21 protein-coding genes are annotated in these 19,930 nt (G+C 41.3%); 6 read left to right on the plus strand and 15 right to left on the minus strand.

Going from position 1 to position 19,930, the window contains the following annotated elements; translation table 11 throughout:
* Positions 1 to 10: 10 nt before the first annotated feature.
* Complete coding sequence (locus tag J7I80_RS22460; protein WP_214741585.1) at positions 11 to 931, minus strand: iron-hydroxamate ABC transporter substrate-binding protein; 921 nt, start codon at positions 929 to 931, stop codon at positions 11 to 13.
* Positions 882 to 1,727 (minus strand): ABC transporter ATP-binding protein, encoded by an 846-nt coding sequence (locus tag J7I80_RS22465; protein ID WP_214741587.1) that lies wholly within the window; start codon positions 1,725 to 1,727, stop codon positions 882 to 884. The genes J7I80_RS22460 and J7I80_RS22465 overlap by 50 nt, the downstream gene beginning before the upstream one ends.
* 179 nt (positions 1,728 to 1,906) lie before the next feature.
* Here J7I80_RS22465 and J7I80_RS22470 point away from each other — a divergent pair, with 179 nt between their 5' ends.
* Entirely contained in the window at positions 1,907 to 2,953 is a 1,047-nt protein-coding gene (locus tag J7I80_RS22470; RefSeq protein WP_214741589.1) for an NAD(P)/FAD-dependent oxidoreductase, read from the plus strand.
* A 135-nt stretch (positions 2,954 to 3,088) separates the two neighbouring features.
* Positions 3,089 to 4,027, plus strand: coding sequence for an endonuclease I family protein (locus J7I80_RS22475; RefSeq protein ID WP_214741591.1), 939 nt, complete (start codon positions 3,089 to 3,091; stop codon positions 4,025 to 4,027).
* Between the two features lie 51 nt (positions 4,028 to 4,078).
* Here the strand turns inward: J7I80_RS22475 and J7I80_RS22480 are convergent, their stop codons facing one another.
* From J7I80_RS22480 to J7I80_RS22490, 3 genes are all read right to left on the minus strand, one after another.
* The gene (locus J7I80_RS22480; RefSeq protein WP_214741593.1) at positions 4,079 to 4,294 is read right to left on the minus strand and encodes a hypothetical protein; all 216 of its coding nucleotides are present in this window, start codon (positions 4,292 to 4,294) and stop codon (positions 4,079 to 4,081) included.
* Between the two features lie 964 nt (positions 4,295 to 5,258).
* Positions 5,259 to 5,603: a hypothetical protein gene (locus tag J7I80_RS22485; RefSeq protein WP_214741595.1), complete on the minus strand. Its 345-nt coding sequence runs from the start codon at positions 5,601 to 5,603 to the stop codon at positions 5,259 to 5,261.
* Between the two features lie 131 nt (positions 5,604 to 5,734).
* Positions 5,735 to 6,097 (minus strand): winged helix-turn-helix transcriptional regulator, encoded by a 363-nt coding sequence (locus tag J7I80_RS22490; protein WP_214741597.1) that lies wholly within the window; start codon positions 6,095 to 6,097, stop codon positions 5,735 to 5,737.
* A gap of 214 nt (positions 6,098 to 6,311) precedes the next feature.
* Here J7I80_RS22490 and hxlA point away from each other — a divergent pair, with 214 nt between their 5' ends.
* Both hxlA and hxlB read left to right on the plus strand, forming a co-directional pair.
* The gene (gene hxlA, locus J7I80_RS22495; RefSeq protein WP_214741599.1) at positions 6,312 to 6,944 is read left to right on the plus strand and encodes a 3-hexulose-6-phosphate synthase; all 633 of its coding nucleotides are present in this window, start codon (positions 6,312 to 6,314) and stop codon (positions 6,942 to 6,944) included.
* An 8-nt stretch (positions 6,945 to 6,952) separates the two neighbouring features.
* Positions 6,953 to 7,510: a 6-phospho-3-hexuloisomerase gene (hxlB, locus tag J7I80_RS22500; protein ID WP_214741602.1), complete on the plus strand. Its 558-nt coding sequence runs from the start codon at positions 6,953 to 6,955 to the stop codon at positions 7,508 to 7,510.
* Between the two features lie 394 nt (positions 7,511 to 7,904).
* On the opposite strand, the gene J7I80_RS22505 is transcribed toward hxlB, so the two are convergent.
* Complete coding sequence (locus J7I80_RS22505) at positions 7,905 to 8,147, minus strand: hypothetical protein (RefSeq protein WP_214741604.1); 243 nt, start codon at positions 8,145 to 8,147, stop codon at positions 7,905 to 7,907.
* A gap of 139 nt (positions 8,148 to 8,286) precedes the next feature.
* On the opposite strand from J7I80_RS22505, the gene J7I80_RS22510 reads away from it, so the two are divergent.
* Positions 8,287 to 9,105, plus strand: a complete 819-nt coding sequence (locus J7I80_RS22510; RefSeq protein WP_214741733.1) for an MBL fold metallo-hydrolase — start codon at positions 8,287 to 8,289, stop codon at positions 9,103 to 9,105.
* 58 nt (positions 9,106 to 9,163) lie between these two features.
* Here the strand turns inward: J7I80_RS22510 and J7I80_RS22515 are convergent, their stop codons facing one another.
* Both J7I80_RS22515 and J7I80_RS22520 read right to left on the minus strand, forming a co-directional pair.
* On the minus strand, positions 9,164 to 10,015 hold the full coding sequence (locus J7I80_RS22515) for an alpha/beta fold hydrolase (protein ID WP_214741606.1): 852 nt from the start codon (positions 10,013 to 10,015) through the stop codon (positions 9,164 to 9,166).
* 87 nt (positions 10,016 to 10,102) lie between these two features.
* Positions 10,103 to 11,311: a translocation protein TolB gene (locus tag J7I80_RS22520; protein WP_214741608.1), complete on the minus strand. Its 1,209-nt coding sequence runs from the start codon at positions 11,309 to 11,311 to the stop codon at positions 10,103 to 10,105.
* A gap of 175 nt (positions 11,312 to 11,486) precedes the next feature.
* Between J7I80_RS22520 and J7I80_RS22525 the strand changes: the two genes are divergently transcribed.
* Positions 11,487 to 11,681, plus strand: a complete 195-nt coding sequence (locus J7I80_RS22525) for a hypothetical protein (protein WP_214741616.1) — start codon at positions 11,487 to 11,489, stop codon at positions 11,679 to 11,681.
* 440 nt (positions 11,682 to 12,121) lie between these two features.
* On the opposite strand, the gene J7I80_RS22530 is transcribed toward J7I80_RS22525, so the two are convergent.
* From J7I80_RS22530 to J7I80_RS22560, 7 genes are all read right to left on the minus strand, one after another.
* Positions 12,122 to 14,713 (minus strand): polynucleotide kinase-phosphatase, encoded by a 2,592-nt coding sequence (locus tag J7I80_RS22530; protein WP_214741618.1) that lies wholly within the window; start codon positions 14,711 to 14,713, stop codon positions 12,122 to 12,124.
* Positions 14,710 to 16,059, minus strand: coding sequence for a 3' terminal RNA ribose 2'-O-methyltransferase Hen1 (locus tag J7I80_RS22535; protein WP_214741620.1), 1,350 nt, complete (start codon positions 16,057 to 16,059; stop codon positions 14,710 to 14,712). Before J7I80_RS22535 ends, J7I80_RS22530 begins: the two co-directional genes overlap by 4 nt.
* Before the next feature lie 230 nt (positions 16,060 to 16,289).
* Positions 16,290 to 16,526: a hypothetical protein gene (locus tag J7I80_RS22540; RefSeq protein ID WP_214741622.1), complete on the minus strand. Its 237-nt coding sequence runs from the start codon at positions 16,524 to 16,526 to the stop codon at positions 16,290 to 16,292.
* A gap of 124 nt (positions 16,527 to 16,650) precedes the next feature.
* Positions 16,651 to 17,124, minus strand: a complete 474-nt coding sequence (locus J7I80_RS22545) for a YhfM domain-containing protein (RefSeq protein ID WP_214741624.1) — start codon at positions 17,122 to 17,124, stop codon at positions 16,651 to 16,653.
* Positions 17,125 to 17,249: 125 nt separating this feature from the next.
* Positions 17,250 to 17,660: a YhfM domain-containing protein gene (locus J7I80_RS22550; RefSeq protein ID WP_214741626.1), complete on the minus strand. Its 411-nt coding sequence runs from the start codon at positions 17,658 to 17,660 to the stop codon at positions 17,250 to 17,252.
* A gap of 142 nt (positions 17,661 to 17,802) precedes the next feature.
* Positions 17,803 to 18,291, minus strand: coding sequence for a hypothetical protein (locus J7I80_RS22555; protein WP_214741628.1), 489 nt, complete (start codon positions 18,289 to 18,291; stop codon positions 17,803 to 17,805).
* 866 nt (positions 18,292 to 19,157) lie between these two features.
* A complete protein-coding gene (locus J7I80_RS22560; protein WP_214741630.1) occupies positions 19,158 to 19,850 on the minus strand; it encodes a DUF421 domain-containing protein in 693 nt (230 codons plus the stop codon).
* Between the last annotated feature and the right edge of the window lie 80 nt (positions 19,851 to 19,930).

Raw genomic sequence — 19,930 nt, forward strand, 5'->3', positions numbered from 1 at the left:
TGCTGCTTTATTATTGTTCCAAGAATGATTTTTTAAAGAATTCAAGTTGGTATTCAAGTGTTAGAGGATCGTTGAAATAGAATTCCTTGGCATTTACTTCGAATACACGGTTATTCTTAACGGCAGGAATATTTTTATAAGTCTCTGTTTGCTGGAAGGAAGTATCTCCCTCACCATTCTTGCTGAAAACCACATAATCACCAGCATATTCGGAAAGTACTTCCGGCGAAATTGCATAATAACCAGGCTCAAGTGCAGCTTCCTTCACTTTTCCAGGCATATTCAAACCCATCTCCTGATACAGGATTTCTGTTCCTCTCGCCCAGTTATCACCGAATACGTATAGCTCTTTGTCGAAGTTTTCGATGACAGATACAGTTGCGTCTGCACCGATTTTCGCCTTAATTTCTTCTCCTGCAGCTTTTGAGTCGGCCTTGAAGTTATCAATCCACTCCTGGGCTTCTTTTTCTTTATTTAAAACCTTGCCGATTTCCAGGTGCTGTGCCAGGTAATCCAGCTTTCCGTATGTGAAGGTCACAGTTGGAGCAATTTCCTTCAGCTTATCGACATTTTTGATGTTAGATAGACCAATGATCAGATCTGGATTCAGTTCAATAATCTTCTCCAGGTTTTCATCTGTCACTTCTTCAACACCCTGCAATTTTTCAAAGCGCGGATTCATTTTTGACCAAGAGTCAACTCCCACGATTGGCACATCAAGAGCCATGACATTTCCGGCAAAGGAAGAAAGGACGATGACTCTTTCTGGATCTGCAGGTACTTCTACTGGGCCACTTTCAGATTCATAAGTTATGGTTTGAGGCTTATCTTCTTCCTTTTTCTCACCTGTATTTTCTTGCTTTTCTTCTCCTCCGCAAGCACTAAGAACAAGCACCAGCATAAGCAGGAATGGCATAAGTAATTTCTTCATTGTCTTCTTCTCCTTTTAGTAAGTTGTACGTGATGCAGATTGGTTTATTCGTACGCGGATCTCTCCCGATCTCAGCGTCAATCTGGAAAACTTCCCTGAGTACTTCTTTTTTGATGACCTCTTCACTTGAACCCGTTTTCACGATGCTCCCCGCTTTCAAGGCAACCAGGTGATCGGCAAATCTTGCGGCATGGTTTAAATCATGAAGCACCATCACGATTGTCCGGCCCTGCTCTTTGTTCAGCTTTTGCAGGAGCTCAAGGATTTCAAGCTGATGTGCCATGTCCAGATAGGTGGTCGGTTCATCGAGGAAAATCATTTCTGTTTCCTGTGCGAGGGCAAGGGCGATCCAGACACGCTGCCGCTGTCCGCCGGATAACGAATCGACAGGCTCGTATTTGTAACTAGCCGTTCCCGTCACCTCAAGGGCCCAATCAATGGTCTCGATATCCTTTTTCGTCAGCCTTCCGAATCCTTTTTGATAAGGAAAGCGTCCATAAGAGACTAATTCCCCTACCGTCAGACCTGCAGCACTTTCCGGTGTCTGTGGAAGTATCGCCATCTTTCTTGCCAGGGTTTTTGTATCTTCTTTTGAGATACTCGACCCATCCAGGAATATAGAGCCAGACTGATGGGGAATGATTCGTGACATCGATTTCAGCAAAGTCGATTTCCCGCACCCATTTGGGCCGATGATAATCGTGATTTTCTGATCAGGAATTTCTAATGTCAGGTTATTCACGATTGTCCGTTCCCCATATCCCACTTTTAATTGGTCTGTGTATAAGCGGACCATCATCATTCCTCCAAAGTTTTTCAATTTCTCGTTGATAATGATTATCAATGTCGTTTACAATGTATACTATAAAGCTATTACTTTTTTCAGTCAATGACAGATTTGTGAAAATTTCATTTTTGTTGATTTTGATACCGTTACATTTGGGAGTTCTACCATACATTTGAGGAGTGTTACCAATGGAAAACAATGAAATCTATGATATTACGATTATTGGCGGCGGGCCTGCCGGATTATATTCAGCCTTTTATGCTGGCTTGCGTGAAATGAAGACAAAGATTATTGAGGCCCAGCCAGACCTTGGCGGGAAGATTCATGTTTATCCGGAAAAAGTAATTTGGGATGTTGGCGGCATCGGCCCTATTACAGGCGCTAATTTGATTAAACAGTTGAAAGAACAAGCGATGACGTTTAACCCAGAAGTTATCTTGAATGAAAAAATTGTATCTATCAACAAGGAACAGGATTTATTTTTGCTAAAAGCCGCTTCTGGAAAAGTGCATTATTCAAAATCAGTCATCGTTTCTATCGGAAGTGGAATTTTAAAGCCGCAAAAGCTGAAGCTTGAAGGGGCGGAAAAATTCGAGGTATCAAACCTCCACTATATGGTTAATTCTCTTAAGTATTTCAAAGATCGCACAGTTGTCATTTCTGGCGGAGGCAATTCAGCCATTGACTGGGCCAATGCGTTAGAACCGGTTGCAAAAAAGATCTATCTGGTACATAGGAGAGAATGCTTCTCAGGGCATGAATCACAGGTAACACAGTTGATGAACAGCTCAGTGGAATGTTTATTCGATTCATGTATCAGCAGTTTAACTGCTGATGAGAGCAGGACATCCATTGCCGAAGTCGAAATAAAAAACCAGACTACAGGTGAAGTTCTTCGCCTTCCTGTTGATGATGTTCTGGTCAATCATGGATTTGACCAGGATGCTTCCTTGCTTGAGAATAGCGAACTGGAACCGAGGATGATTGATGATTTTTACATTGATGGGACTCCGACGAGCGAAACGTCAGTACCTGGCATGTTTGCTGCAGGAGATATTTTAAAGCATGAAGGGAAATTGAATTTGATTGTCGGCACATTCCAGGATGCAGCCAATGCCGTCAATAAGGCCAAACAGTTTATTGAACCGGCTGCCTCCCAATCTGCAATGGTGTCATCCCACAATAAAGTATTTTCAGAGAGAAACAAGGAAATGATTCTTGAGTTAATCAATTGAGAAAAAATACGTTAGTTTAGTTTCAAAGAAATCTCGGTACGACTTCTTGTTCTGGCAATTTATCTTCAATGTCTTTGAAGGACAATCTTTTAAAGGGTAAAATAGGGATACGATGACGAGAATGAGGAGTTCGTTATGTCTAAATATAAAAAACAACGCCCACAGGAACGATGGGACCATAAGTACGATTCGCTGGACCTGAAAAAGCTGCTGACAATCCTTAAGGAGAATCGCCGCGACATTCAGAACAATCAGCAGCTATATTATGACCATGATCAGGATGAGCTGGACATCAAGAAGTATTTTCGCGGTGCGCAGGATCTGGATTTATCCGGTCTGGCCCTGTTTTACAAATTCCATACAATCATTTTCCAGTCTCATAAGAACCAGCTCCCCTACTTCCTGGCAAAGGATTTGTATCTGTACACATGGGTCGATTTATATCCAGATGGATCTGCTAAGAGTATCTATTCCAGCCAGATGAAGGATCCTGAGTCATTGCTTATTGAGGATAATAAAACTCTAAGAGAGAAATACGATGAGTTTAGGAGGCGTTCTCGTAAGATTCAGGTGAATGGCTTTGATTCGATCAAGGAACTTAAGGTGTTTGAGGATCATTTTAAAATGAACACCGAGCACATTGTCCCCCAGTCCTGGTTTGAGGGAGCTGAACCGATGAAGGGCGACCTGCATCACCTGTTTGTCTGCGAACCTGATTGCAACATTACCCGTTCCAATTACCCGTTTACCGACTTTGATTTTTATAATCCGGAATCGGAAAATGAACCGATTCAGAACAACTGCGGTGTCACGACAGGGTTCGAGTTCGAACCTGAGCACGGCAAAGGAGCTTCCGCCCGGGCGATGCTTTATTTTTTCCTCAGGTATCCCAAAAGAGTGAAAAAAGAATTCAAAAAGAAGGTCGACATCGCGCTGCTCGCCCGTTGGAATGAAGAATTCCCTCCCACCCTTTATGAAAAGCACCGGAACCAGGCCATCTACTATATTCAGGGAAACCGCAATCCGTTTATTGATTTTCCGGAGTTAGCAAAGAAAATTGACTTTACGTGGTAAAGCTGAACCTGTTCTGGTTCAGCTTTTTGTATGGATTCGTTTCGTATCAAGTTACTGCTGACTTTCAATAACCTCAAAGATTTTCCTCGTGGTCACGATCGAGGCTGGAAAGAGAATGACGATGGAGAAAAAAATCTGTAAGATAAAAAGGAGTAAACCATATGGAAGAAGACTTGCTTCGATTAACAAGAAAATATAATCAAAGATTTTTATATAGATAAAGAAGAAGATTACTGATAAAACAAAAAACACGATTTGCTTCGCCATTGATTTCCCCTTCCGTAACTTTAGGTTATTACTATTTTAACAAAAAATGACAAACCGTTATAGTCTTTATGTGCAGGAACTGCTTGCTTGTTACCGTAAATTTCGGTAAATACACCAATTGGGATCACGTTGGTCATCTTGTTACCGTGAAACCTATTTCCGGTCTTTCACGGGCACAAGTTTCTGAACCTTGTTACCGTGATTCCTGATTTTCCTCTTTCACGGTCACAAGTTTACCCATCTTGTTACCGTGATTCCTGATTTTCCTCTTTCACGGTCACAAGTTTACCCATCTTGTTACCGTGATTCCTGATTTCCCTCTTTCACGGGCACAAGTTTACCCATCTTGTTACCGTGATTCCTAATTCCAATCCTTCACGGGCACATGTTCACCTATCTTGTTACCGTGATTCCTAATTCCAATCCTTCACGGGCACATGTTCACCTGTCTTGTTACCGTGATTCCTAATTCCAATCCTTCACGGGCAAAAGTTCACCTATCTTGTTACCGTGATTCCTGATTCCAATCCTTCACGGGCACATGTTCCTTCAACTAAAAAGGTAACAAAAAAACGTCAATCCTTCCTGGATCAACGCATCATCTTGTTTATTAATGAATTAAGAGGTTAACAGGAAAAAGGCTCCTGCTATAAAACCTAATCCCAAAATGAATATCATTATTCTCTTTACTATTGATGGGAATAGCATGAAAATTATCTGGAAGAAAAACTCGAAAACATTTGTTGGTACACCTGGACCCACCTCTTTAAGGTCCTTTTTTTTAATGAAGATTGCCGTCAATATACAAACTATACCCAATACTATTAAAAAAACTGAAAGGAAAACTAATTCCATTTAAACTCATCATTCCTAAGATGTTAATCTGTTCGCAAGATTAATTATTATGCTTAATAGATTTTTAATAAAGTGGTAAATTCTCCCGCTTTTAATTCGAGTTTTATATTTAATTCAAGGGTCCATAAAGCTCTATCAATTTACCAGTGGAGGCATCGAAAACAACTGTTGGTTGTTGACCTTTAAATTTTAAGGTGACCTCCCATTGCTTTCTATTTAAGAGTTTATACCAAAGCCCCTGCCTTCTATTTAGTGTTGCTTCAACGTTTTCAGGTGGCAGTCCTTTTAACTCGCTCAAATCCAGCGTGGGATTAGAATCTCCCCAATCTTCCGATGACTTTTCCAAAAGTTCAACTGAGTGGACGATCGCTTGCCCTGTAACCATAGGATTCTGTTGATAGATATAAACCATTGCAAAAAAAATGATTAAAATTGGGACAACCCACTTCTTCATAAAACAATCTCCCACCTAACCCACCATAAAAGTACAATAACCGAAAAGAAAAATTAAACTTCTAGTGCCACTTTTCCGCCATTTTTTGAAATGATAAAAAAACCACAAGCGTTTTATAACTTGTGGGAGTTTCATTCGGAACTTGCTTTATTATCTGGGTTGTCAAGTACATTCTCCATATAACTCTTGCCCCATTGGTACATTGAATCAAGGATAGGCATCAAGCTTTCCCCCTGCTTTGTCAAAGAGTATTCAACTTTCGGAGGAACAACCGGATATACCTTTCTTTCGACGATCATGTCGTCTTCAAGCTCTCTCAGCTGGTTCACCAGCATTCGTTGAGTGATGCCTGGTATCAGTGCCTTCAACTCTCCGAATCGCTTTGTCCCTTCTTTTCCAAGATGCCAAAGAATCAGCATCTTCCATTTTCCGCCAATAACTGCAAGTGTCAACTCTTTTTCACAGTTGAAAGTCTTTGCATCCATTCTCGCCATCTGGCAACACCTCCACTTCCACATAGAATATCACTTAGTATACTTTTTGTCACTATGTATGAAAAAAGTGCGTACTTTCATTTGAAAAACATACCCAGTATACTTACATCTATGCCAAGAAAGAAATTGGTTACACTTGGTACGGTAGCGAACAAGTACAGTGGGGTAGCTTACAACTGTGCACCATCTTAAAAAATTCAAGGAGTGAATTATATTGGAATTACAATTAGCGTTAGATTTAGTTAACATCCCAGAAGCAATTCAATTGGTAAAAGAAGTTGAGGAGCATATCGACATCGTTGAAATCGGTACTCCAGTTGTCATCAATGAAGGGCTCCACGCTGTAAAAGCAGTAAAGGAAGCATTTCCTAACCTTAAAGTTTTAGCAGACCTTAAAATCATGGACGCTGCTGGATACGAAGTTATGAAGGCATCTGAAGCAGGAGCAGATATCGTTACAATTCTTGGTGCTGCTGAGGATATGTCGATAAAAGGCGCTGTCGAAGAAGCGCAAAAACAAGGCAAAAAAATCCTTGTCGACATGATCGCGGTTAAGGACCTTGCTGGCCGTGCAAAGCAGTTGGACGAAATGGGTGTCGATTATATTTGTGTTCACACTGGTTATGATCTTCAGGCAGTGGGTAAAAATTCATTTGAAGACCTTCAAACTATCAAAAGCGTTGTGAAGAATGCAAAGACAGCAATCGCAGGAGGAATCAAGCTGGATACACTTCCAGAAGTGGTAAAAGCTCAGCCAGACCTCGTCATTGTCGGCGGCGGTATCACTGGACAAGATGATAAAAAAGCAGCTGCAGAAAAAATGCAACAAATGATGCAGCAAGGGTAATCAGAGAAATGCAAACCACACAGTATCTTTCTAAGATTTTAAACGAGCTTACCTCTTCACCTGATTTAATCTCCGACGAGGATGCAGAAGCCCTTGTCCAAGGCATCCTGGAATCAAAAAAGGTATTTGTCGCAGGTGCCGGTAGGTCTGGTTTCATGGCAAAATCCTTTGCTATGCGCATGATGCATATGGGAATTGATGCCCATGTCATTGGCGAAACGGTAACTCCTGGCTACGAAACAGGTGACATTCTGATCATCGGTTCGGGCTCTGGAGAAACAAAAAGCTTGGTGTCAATGGCTGAAAAAGCGAAAAGCATTGGCGGTACCATTGCAGCCATCACGATTTTTCCAGAATCCACGATTGGCCAGATGGCTGATATCATCGTGAAGCTGCCCGGCTCTCCCAAAGATCAATCAGAGGGCGACTACAAAACCATCCAGCCAATGGGATCTTTGTTTGAGCAAACACTGTTGCTTTTTTACGATGCAATTATCCTAAGATTTATGGAGAAAAAGGGACTGGATACTAACAAGATGTATGGCAAGCATGCTAATCTGGAGTAATTACCGGATGCTGCCTCATTATGGTCAGTCTTTCTGTAAATATCGAAGGCTTGAAGATAAGCAAAAAACAGGAACGGTATCTGTTCCTGTTTTTGCTATGGTTGCTTTGAGACCGGTGGTAAATCGGATTAAGATTAACATTAAGATTAGCATTTACTCTTCAAAAAGTTTTTAATGAGGTTTATTAACTTTCCCTAAGTTCCCGTCTTAAAGGTAAAATCAATCAAAGACAAAGAAAATGTCTTTTGTCTTACCCTTCAAGTAACTGTATATAATACAAGGCCTCGCCATTCTCCGTTTCTACATAAATCGTCCCTTTATTTCCATCATTGGTATCATACAAAACGGTTCCTTTTGGTAACTTTGCAGCTGAAAAATTGGTGAAAAACAGGCTCTATGTCGTGACTTTTTTGATCTTCCCGATTTCCTCCCCTTTTTTAATCTGATCCTTTTCATTTTCAAACCATTCCAGGTTCGTGACATTGCTGTAGATAAAGCCATCATATTTAAGAATATCCGCTTTATCATTCTGCTTTAGAACACCTCTCGCAGTGACCTTGCCGCCATCTGCGCTGCAGCCAGCCAGGAACAACATTGGAATCAGTAGTAGAAGTACCATGATTTTCAATTTAACCATTTGTTCTCTCCTTTTAAAACAGTAATTAAGCCCTTCCTAAACGCACGGCATACTAGTGCCTTACTCGGGGTATACTCAAAGAGATGCTCATATATGGGAGGTTTTACTAGTGAAAGAAAGCTCTTCAACCGAACGTTATATGCCTATGACTTCAACAATGAGCGGGATGATTCAGAATGGTGCGGCTGGTGTATACAGCCTTACTGTTCAGATTGTAAATGTTTGTTTTGTGCGCATTTCCGAAGAACCAGGAGACTGGGTGCTGATCGATGCCGGAATGCCAAAGTCCGCTGATAAAATCATCGATGCTGCTGAAGAGATTTTTGGTGAAGGAGCAAGACCGAACGCAATCATTTTAACTCACGGTCATTTTGATCATGTAGGCGCCATTATTGACTTAGTCGAGCGCTGGCAGGTACCTGTCTATGCCCACCAGCTTGAGCTTCCATTTTTAACAGGACAACAAGATTACCCTAAGCCAGATGCCAGTGTTGAGGGCGGCCTGGTTGCAAAGATATCCCCTACTTTTCCGCATGAGGGAATTGATCTTGGAACCCATGTACAAGCTCTGAACGAAGATGGAACGATACCGCATATGACCGGATGGACATGGCTGCATACCCCGGGACATACTCCTGGGCATGTGTCACTGTTTAGGGAATCCGACCGCGTCCTGATTGCAGGCGATGCTTTTGTAACGGTCAAACAAGAATCTCTTTACAGCGTGCTGACTCAGGACCAGGAAATAAGCGGCCCTCCCCGTTATCTGACGACGGATTGGGAAGCTGCCCGCATCTCCGTTCAGAAGCTGGAGGCACTGCAACCCACTTACGCCATCACTGGGCACGGAATCCCGATGGCAGCCGAGACTTTAAGAGAAAACCTCAGAATGCTAGTTAATGAATTTGACGACATCGCCATCCCAGACTATGGGAAATATGTGGATGGCGAAAAATAGATGGTTAACAAGGCTTGCCTACATTAAGGCAAGCCTTTTTCTTTGGTCCAACTCATTATCAAGTTCCATTGCTCATTTCAGAAAAATCCTTAATCATTTCTTTGAAATTTCCCTTTTCCTCCAGGAAGGGTGAATGATTGCTTTTTTCAAAGAAATAAAATTTAGAAGCAGGGATCAGATGATGTATTTCTTCTGAAAAAACAAAAGGACATTGCGAGTCATGCCTGCCGCAATAAACAATAGTTGGCATATCGATTTTTGAAATGGCCTGTCTAATATCGAAAGATGGCAGTTCTTTATACGAAAAATAATCCAATCGCTGCTGAACCACTTTTCCGCTGCTTGGCTTAGAAAAATACTCATCAAAGCGGCTTGGATCAAATAATGACATTTCGGTCCATTCTCTGCCAGCCTGCATTCTTGCTTCCCTTGTTGATTCACTGGATTTTAGGATGGAGAAGATTTTCTTCAACCTTTTATTAGCAGGGTTTTTAATACTGTAAATGCTATCTCTATGCTCCATATATTGATTTGTAGCTGATGCCCCGCCTACCATCAGACTTTTTAATGAACCAGGATTTTGAGCAGCATACACCAGGCCTAACATCCCCCCGGTGGAATGTCCGCCAAAATTCCACTTCTTAAAACCTAGCGCCTTCCGAATCGCTTCCAAGTCCTCAACTGACTGACTCATGCTCAGCTCATCTTCCTCTTGTACTCTCGCTGACTTCCCCGCTTCCTTCAAATTCACAAGATAGACTGTGAAATTGTCGGCGAACAAATCGGCAAAATAATTTCCTAGATGATTAAATTCGCTATACAGGTGAGTCACACAGAGCGGCTCCCCTTCACCTGCCACAAATACCTCAAAATGACCTCTTTCTGTCTGAACCAGTCGTTGTTGCCACATATCCTTCTCCTTCTTGATTAAGTTCTATAAGTAAAATAATTCCACAAAAACAGCGTTAATCCTTCATGGGACTAACGCTTTTGTCGGTTATTCTTTTGGCTTTAAAAAGATTGGCCCTTCTTCGATGTTCTCGATCCATTTGTACTCCTTGCCATCCAGTCCATGTTTCACCCATACATCAATCTTTTTGCCATTCTGACGCAGCCAGGTAATATTAGTTCCGACAACTTGTGGCTGACGATCGAATTCGTTTTTCTTTGGATTAGAAATTTGTCTTTGTTCATCCGCTTTTATATCGATGGCATACAGTGCGGTGAACATCGTTGGAATCGGACCTTCATCCCACTCCTTGTTTTCTTTCGAACGAGCTACAATTACTTTTTCGGGAGAATACCAATCCAAATCGAGATCAACATAGCCTTCAGGCGTGTATTGCTTTTGCTGTATTACGGCAGGCATATCCGCAATGGTGGTTTTCTTGTTTTCTACAAAAAAGCGACCTTCTCCAGAAATATAGGCAAGTTGATTGGCAGATGGCGCCCACTTCATCCAGTCTTTAAAGCCCAGCATATTCCCCACCGACTGAAAGTGTTTGCCTTCGTTGGAAAGGACACATAAAGTATTGCTATCCATCGACCATGAAGCCGTTGGAACCAAAATAAAAGCAACCCATTTTCCATCATGACTCCACTTGAAAAAGTCAGCATCAATCCCGAACAAATCGGGTTCACGTGTTTTAATGGTATAAAATGATTCCATCTTATTTTTATCCAAGTTTGCGTTCATCGGTATTTTATACAGCGGCACGGGCCCCCACCCGGTTGGCCGCAAACTGGATTGAGAGGAAACGATGAATTCCCTTCCATTTGGAAACCATTCGAAGCCACTCACACCCAGGGCCACATTCTCAAAGCCCTTTGGCCTTCCATCTTTCATTTTTGTTACATTTAATACACCATGAGAATTATAGGCTAATTGGTTTTTAATCGGTGACCATTTATAATCAGACGTCTCAATCTGATATGGCTGAAAGCTCTCTTTTTCCTTTGTATCATAAATGAACAAATCCGATTTTTCACCGTGTTCATCTCCGTTAATATAGGCAATAAACCGTCCATCATAAGACCATTTGGGCGATTGCACATAACGCCCCTTCGTCACCTGAACCTCTTGTTCTCCCGTTTTGATCCATAACTGATGGTCACGGACAAAAGCAGCAGTCATTGGTGTTTCAGCGCTTACTCCCATTGGTAAAAGAAACACCAGCACACCGTACAATAATATCCTCAGTCTCAAGAACATCCCTCCTGTTAATAGAGTGTCCTGTCCCACGGAGGGGATTCTTATTTAGCTGGTTATTTTAATTCAAAAAAGGGTAAAGAAAATCTATACTAACCGACTTGCTTGCTAAGTACTTTCTGCTGAGCTTTCCTTTTTAGATGGGAAGGAGGGTTTTGCTGGAGGTGGTTAGGTGAGCAAAATCTATGGTATTCCCAATCTGGTCGCATACCTGGCCTCGGCAGGCTATCCGGCTTCCGAGGAACAAATCCAGCAATTCATTGCTGAGAAAGACATCCCGCATCTTAGACCTACTAAAAATCTATTTGTCTTTAACTCAGACCATATTGATTGGTGGATCCAGACGAAGCGGCTGGACCATAGTTAAAACCCTGCATTTGCAGGGTTTTATACTTCCTTACTAGTGGAACAAATGTGAAATAAATCAATCCTCCTATTTTAACAGAGCTACTTTCATATTCAGAAAGCAGCATTGTACAGAGCTTAAATGTTTTCTGAACTTATCTCCGGTTGTATCAAATTTATCTCCAGTTGCAGCAATTTTTTCTCCAGTTGCAGAAGTTTTATCTCAGATTGTAGTTCTATATCCGGTTGCCCCAGTTTTATCTCTAGTTTCGACAGGTTTATCAACGGTTTGGTGCAGTTTTAAACTCGGTTCCTCCAGATTTGTTCCCGGTTCCTCCAGTTTTATTCCCGGTTGCCCCAGTTTTAATCGCGGTTGCAGGATTTCATTTGTTTAAGTGCCTTCAACCTGCTTGCACAAAAAAGCTGAACCGTCATCAACCTGGTTCAGCTTCTAATCATTTTCTACAAACGCGGATCTACGGCATCTTGTTCCATAGCCAGGGTGGCAAGGACGCACTCGTGAACTCGTTCGATCGATTCCCCGTTCACGAATCGGCGGATCCCTTCGATTCCAAGCGCGAATTCCTTCAATGCAAGCTTCTGTTTTTTGCCTGTATTGCGTTTCTTAAGCCTTTTTAAATTTTCCGGCTGCAAATAGTCCATACCGTAGATAATTTTAAGGTATTTGCTGCCTCTGACCTTGATTGCCGCCTGTAGCAGCTGCCCTCTGTTTCTCGCAATATAACGCTCCGGCTTGATGACGATTCCTTCATGACCATTTTTCGTCATCTCTTCCCACCACTCAATCACTTCTGCCTCACTGGCCGGGCTATCGATGATTTTGTATTCTGTGGCGACAAACAAGCTTGAAAAGAGAGCAAACTGGTGATTCATTTTCATATGCCATTCATGCGTTTCATCAAAAAACGTCCTATTGCTGTGGGCGAGCACATGGAATGGAGCGATCTGGATATCATCAAGTGTGACGACATCCCAGCAGTACCCCTGGAAAACTTCAGCGAACTCTTTTGCATTGCTTAATTTCCCCTTGTATTCCTCAAGCCAATCTGTCAGCTCCTGTTTATCTCTTGCCGCTTCCGTTAATTTTTCAAGCATCATCGACCGATCCATGATCGCATTTTCGGCGACATGTGCATACTGCTTGCTGATCAGTTCCTTTGCTTTCAGGTTCCAGGGCATGATTTCAGCATCAAGCAGGACATAATCCGTCTGATTACTGGAAAAATAATCGTGACTATTCAGATCCTCGTTCAGTTTGCGAATAATTTTTTCCTCAAGATCTTTTTCAAAAAACCTTCTGCCCGTCCTTGTATAAATCACTCCAAGTGTTTCGGATCCAACGTGTTGTTTCGCAGCTTCAAGACTTCTGAACAGCAGCAGGATTCCACGGCTTCCCATATGCTTTTTCTCCGCAACCATTTTTTCGATTCCGTTGCTTCGATAGTAATTGATCGCTTCCTGAGGATGTTCCAGGAATTGTTCCAAATTTGAAGGCACCGGTGTCGGGCTCATCGTTGGCGGAATATAGAGCAGCTGCTCAATCGGGATGGTGTGGTGTGAAACTGCATCGATCGCGGGTTTGACCGTTTCAGCCGGAACAGCCACCTCACCAAATTCTTCGGTCAGCACGGAATAACCATTCAGGAATTTGCCGATATTCGGCTGGTTCAGCCGGTTTCTTTCCCATTCACGCAGCGGATTATCAGGGACTCCCGAATAATCCTCTTTCGCCTGTACGGATACAATCTGCTTATCCGGATAACGGAAGGCCGTAAGCTTTCCTCCAAACACAACACCCTGGTCAATATTGAGACTATTATTGATTTTCAGCGGCTGAGGCTTCGGGTCATGTCCCCATATGATCAGCTGGCTTGTGCTGTGTCCGATGAACCAGTCTTTCCGCACCGGTTTGCCTTTTTCATTAAAACCATCAGTATCTCCATAACGGCAAAAATCACTCACTTCATGCGATTGCTTGCCAATATACTCATCTTTGATACCTGCGTGCGCACAAACGACTGTTGGAATGCCGTTCTTTTTCAGAATATAATGCGATGGCGCCTGCAGGAGGAAATCCTTTAGCTTGCTTTTCCACTCTTCTGCCGCTTCTGCTCCATACGTATCCTCATACTGCAAAAATTCCTGTTCCACCTTTTCATCACCATGCGACAGGGTGACTTTTCTTCCGTCAAGCCACCTGGCAATCTTCCAGCCATGATTGCTGTCGATCATATAGGCCAGCCCTTGTTGTACATGGCGGTAAAAGAACATCATACTCTTAAGCGATTCTGGACCGCGGCTCATGACATCCCCGATCGAAAGGAACTTCCTGCCATCAGGGTGCAAGTAAAAATCCTCTTCATCTTTTTTATAGCCGAGTTTTTCAAGAAGTTGTATCAACTCATCATAACAGCCGTGGACGTCTCCAATGATATCAATCCCAGCATCCGTTTCCAGCTCGAGTGGATGGCTGCGCCTTGTCAGTTCAAGCAGTTCGATTTCTTTCACAAAGTATACGGACCTGATTCCTTCCTTCTTCATAAAACGTTTTTCTCGCGTGAAGACCTGATATTGCTGTTTGACCCGACGCTTGCCACGGGGATTTTCCCGCTGCTCGTCCCTTTCAAGCAAAACTTTTTCAGGTACATCGAGAACGATGGAAATAATCGGGACATGATTCTCCATGGCCATCGCGATATATCTTTTCCGATCACCAGGCTGAAGATGAGTCGCGTCCACAAAGGTTAGTTTATTCAGCCTGCACCTGGTGCGGATCATACTGTCCATCATCGTAAAAGCTTCTTTTGAGATCAAACTGTATTCGTCAAACAGGATGTCTGCTTCTTCCTTCGGCATATTCCGCCAGTCCATAAACTCCTTGTCACTGACAAGCGCGCGGAATTGATCGGAACTGACTACTTCAGATGGCGAGATGATTCCTTCGTGCTGCCATTTTTCAAGCAATGTCGTCTTGCCGCTGTTAGATGGTCCAACAAGCAAAACGATTCCTGCGTGCGGCACTGAAATTCTCATTCTGTAACCTCCTTTCTTTTGAAAATACACATTTGAGTAGGAAAGCCGAATTGTTCGTCCATCTCGCCGATTCCGTCGAAAATCAACTCGTAATTTCCTTCGTCGTTCCTGGCGTTGCACCAATCCTCAAATTCTTCTCTTGACCACTCAAAACGATGGTCACCATGCCTGAATTCCGTATCCATTTCAAACAATGCATTATATTCCTTGTTCGGAGTAGTCACCAAGAGGTTCTTTGGACGATAGTCTTGAAGAATGGTCTGAAACACTTTCGGAAGCCGTTCCTCATCGATATGCTCAATCACTTCACATAAGATAATGACATCTTTCCCTTTTAACCGCTCATCATAGTAAAATAGCGAACCCCAAAGCTGTGTTGGCTTGATGAAATGTTCTTTCCCCTCTGCCTGAGCAAATCGCTCCATCGCTCGAATTGATGCTTCTTCAGAAGGTTCAACAGCGAGAATTTCCTTCACACCAGGGATAAAGCCCAGCCTTGTGCTCAGCTTGCCTTCTCCCGAACCGAGGTCGACGATACTGTCCTTATCCTCAAAACCCTTCACAGTGTCGACGATTTTTTCATAACGCATATCATTTAGACGGATTTTTTTCGTCTCCAGAGCCGCTTCTTTTTCCTGTCCTTGAACCAGCTCATACACATTTTTGAATCGCAATGCCTTCTTTAAAATAAAGGATTTTTGCGGGTGGTTATCAAGCCAGCCTTCACCATAACGTTCAAGTTTCTCAATCTCTTTTTCATCGATAAAATAATGCTTGTAATTGTCCAATACAGGAATGAGCACAAAAATTTGCCGCAAAGCCATTTGCAGGGTTGTCATACCTTTAAGAGTAATAAACCTGACAGCGCTTTTAGATTTCAGATTAAAATTATACTCAATTTGCGGCCGGTTGATGCTCACATCAAATCCGAGTGGTTCGAACAAGTCAACAATCTGCTGATCCGACAAACCGGAAGCCACCGGGCCAAAACTTAGTTCAAAATCAAATGGATGCTTCACCCACTGAATGTAATCTTCCTTTGGCTGTCCATTAAGCGCAGTCCCAAGTGCATTCCTGATTAGTGATATGAAAATGCTGCTGACCGCAAACTCCCGGTCATTTATGTAATGAGTTATATCATATTGATTTCCCTGGTTTTTTACCAGTTCAAGAGAGTCCGGCGCAACAAACACGGTTGCTTCAACCTCCCGATCCGTAAAAGTGCTGAAAAACAACCTTACAGAATGGCCTTTCTGATTCCGCTCATATAAATTATTTGGATTTTTCGCCAACAAGTGAGAAATCACCTGGACATCCTCGCCAACAGCCCGAATCGTTAACTGCATAATGCACCTCTTTTCGTCCATTTCTTTATTTTAATATAACTGCGTTGCTCCAAAATAGAAAGAGAGTGAACATGAAAAAATAAAATCTCAGCCAAAGCTGAAATTCTCATTTTCTCCTATGAGCTTGAGGGTTAACATTAAAAAATGGCGTGTATACTTAACTCGGATTTACTCGCCGTTTTTCCATGTATTCAGTATTTAGAAGTAATCTTCCCCGGATTCACTTCCAGTTAGTTTCCATTAATCTTTTTCAATCTAGACAGTCTACGTTCTAAATATCCTAAATCAAATTTATATCTGTTTAAGGTATCCTCAATGGCATCCATAACTATACTTGGATAGTCACCTTTTAACTCCTTCTCCAATTCCTCCATATCAACTTTTATCAGTCGAATAACTTCCAATATTTCGTTCCTATTAATCATCCGGTAGATTGGTCTAATCCTTTGCGAAGGTCTAAAGTTCACTTTTTGCACATCCCCATATCTTTTATACATTTATCTTTAATATAAATTTTCTTGTTAAACTCACCCTGGTTCGTCACATATAAAAAAAGAGCTGCAATCCACTAGTCCTGGTTGCTCCTTTAGATTATTGCGATATCTTTTTATCGATCAATTCCACAAGACTTTGTACATCTTTTTTGCTAAGAAAGTACATTGGACCAGTGTAATTTTCTCTTTGAATTCTCCCTGAATTTCTGTCAGGATAAAGCCACAAAAGTATTGTATCTGAGGTCCCATCTTTGTAGGAAAGTATAATCTGGAAATTTTCACCTTCATCTGTCATTGGACCTGAATGAGACGAGGCACCCTTTAGTGCTTTTAAAATAACTTCGATTTCTTCGGTTTGTTCAAAAACTACTTTTTCCTCCTTTAACTGGCCCTCAGTTTCTGAAAAATATCCCAAACCGTTTCCTGTTACTGTTAACAAATTGACAGCCTTTGTCAAATCAATTCTTTCTTTTTCTTTGCTATTTTCAATGTCATTGAAAATATTTTCTTTGGATGAACAAGCAGCTAAAATCATGATGATTGCGAATAATATAATTGCACTTTTCTTCATTCTATCCCCCAAAAATTTATTTTGAATATCTCTTACCTGGCATGTTCTATATCAAGCATCCACAGAACCAACATTCTGATGATTGCTATCCTGCATGCTAAAAAAATCATTCTTTCCTGTTATTGTTAAACATAAGTCAAAATAGACATCAGCTTTTGTGAATCTTCCTCACTTAACTTTGCATATTTTTCACTATCCGAAAGAATTCCTAACTTATTATCATTAGGTTCTGCGTAAAGTTCGTAAACTGCTGACGGAGCTTGTTTTCCTTCAGTTTCGTCTTTATCCAAGAAAAAATAGATTATATAAGCAGGATCTCTTGTCGTTGCCCAATTACCATCCTGCCACTTTACTTCATTTAGTATGTTTTTGACTTCCGTTACTTTGTCTGAATCCATAATTGTTTTTACGGTTTTATATTGATTATTTTCCTTATTTCGCATATCTACCCTGATAATTTCTCCAGGTTCACTTACGCAGCCAGTTAGCAATAAGGTCAGAAACAGTATTCCATACACAACTTTTTTGAGGTTCATTGTTATTCCTCCTCCGTTATATATAAACAGACGGATTTTTCTGTACTAAGTTACCATATCAACCTTTTAGCCGTGGTTTCCTTCTCAATTATAGCTCCTCTACGACTTTTCCTTCTTTAGATATCCCTAGTATGGCAGCACCTCACAGTTCTTCGCCTTTAGAGATCAAGTACCACAGCCGCTCCCCGTTATATTCAATGATTTTTGCTTCGTAATCATTACCTTCTTTTGTTACAACCTTTACTTTCTCAATATCAGGTGATAAAATCTTACCCCTTATAAAATCGGTATAATCGGCAAACTCATTTTGTTCCAAATTAGAGTATCCCCAATCTAATTTCCTGTCTTTAGGTATCTGGCTGGAAAACGAACCCAAAATTTCCCATCCTAATATTCCTTTCTTTAAAATAGCTGTTCCAAAATATAATTCACCTGTGGGAACTGATTCATAAAAGACAATGGCATGGTTTTTATCTAAAAATTCCACATGTGCCATACTCAATAAAGGTTCATTGATCGTATGAACAATCCTTTCTATTTCTTTACTATCATCTTTTAAGAGTATGTTTAAAAAATATCCTCCAAATAATGCAATACCAATAATCATAAGAAGACGAATTCTTTTAATCATCGTAAACTCCTTCTCCCTTAATACTCACCATTTCGTCAGTTTCGTAGAGTTCCTAGAATCTATCAAGATTTAAAGGAAACTGCCTAAGAAAAGTTATAGTTTTATTTAACCATATATTGTAAGTCTGGGTGAAGTCAAGGTTCTATAAGCACATCACGAAAACCTCTAATAACCATTTCATGCCCCCATAAGGCGAATGGATGGCGCTTTTTTCTACATTCCCGCATTTTCGCGCCTGCATAAGGCGAATGGATGGCGCTTTTTCTGCATATCGACAGTTTCACGTCTCCATAAGAATAAGATGGATGGATAACGCTTTTTCTGGACATACCCCTCTATATGGCGGCTGGATATCATTTTTTTCTAATCAACCTCAATTCGAGCCTCGATAAGAGTGATGGATACCACTTTTTTTGGCTCAAAAACAGTAAAAAGCTGAACCATTTCTAATTACTTGGTTCAGCCTTTTTGTGTTTTACCTTCATTCTTATGTAATTTAACGGTTGGCGCATATATTTTAACGGTTAGCTCCATTAATTATACGGTTGACTCGATTAATTTAACGGTTGCAGAAGATTTTTTAACGGTTGGGCTAACTTTAATTCCCATTGATACAATTTTAATCCCGGTTGAACATGATATATTCCCGGTTAACCCAATTTTATTCCCGGTTGAGCACGTTTTATTCCCGGTTGACCCTATTTTATTTCCGGTTGAGCTCGTTTTATTTCCGGTTGACCTAATTATATTCACGGTTGATTAAAATTTGATACAAGTTAGCCAATTCAGGTCTCTATTTCAACGAACATATTTTCGAACAATCACACACAAAAAGCCGAGCCGGCAACCACCGGACTCAGCCCTATTCAATTCGCCTTCTTCTCATATTTCAAAACAAAAAGCGGTTCATTCTCCATCCATTCGGCAAATAGTACATCTTCAACATGATGGATTTTCTGTTTCTCTAACTCATTTTTCAGCCATTGCTCATCGACGCCTGCTTCTTTAAGATTATCGCTGACCACTTCTCCATCAAGGATCATGTTGACTGGAAGGCTTGGATCGTCTGCTTTAATTTTCATATCGCTATTTTTAGGCGTGTCATAATCCGCTTTTGGCAGGACACTGACCATTCCATTCGTTTCGATGATTGCATATTCCACTTCGCGTAGTGAAAAGTAGCCTTGCTGTCTGACAAGACTCTGGAGCTGGTTGATATCCAGCTTTGCTTTTTTCAAGGCCTCGAATTTAATCTTTCCTTTACGGACTACAATGTTCGGCTCACCCTCAAGCAGCTTCCGCGATGACATGAATTTTTGAGTAATAGTCTCTGTAACATAAACGAGTACTCCCCACAAGGTTACAGCAAAAGCAATTTCGCCAATCTTCACTTCGTGATCATAAATCGCATTTCCTACAAGTTCACCAAGGATAATGGCAGAAATAAAATCAAAGGGCGTTATCTGGGAGAACTGCGTCTTCCCCTGCAATTTCGTCATGATAAATAAAAACACAAACCCGCTGGTTAATTCTACTGCGATTGATAAGTAATGATTCAACACTCCCACTCCTTCCTTCCCATTATGGGAAGATTTCCTGAAGTTGAACCATTATTTTTTAAAAAGCCTCCAAAAAACGA

It is taken from the genome of Bacillus sp. ISL-41 (genome assembly GCF_018613235.1).
Classification (GTDB): Bacteria; Bacillota; Bacilli; order Bacillales; family Cytobacillaceae; genus Mesobacillus.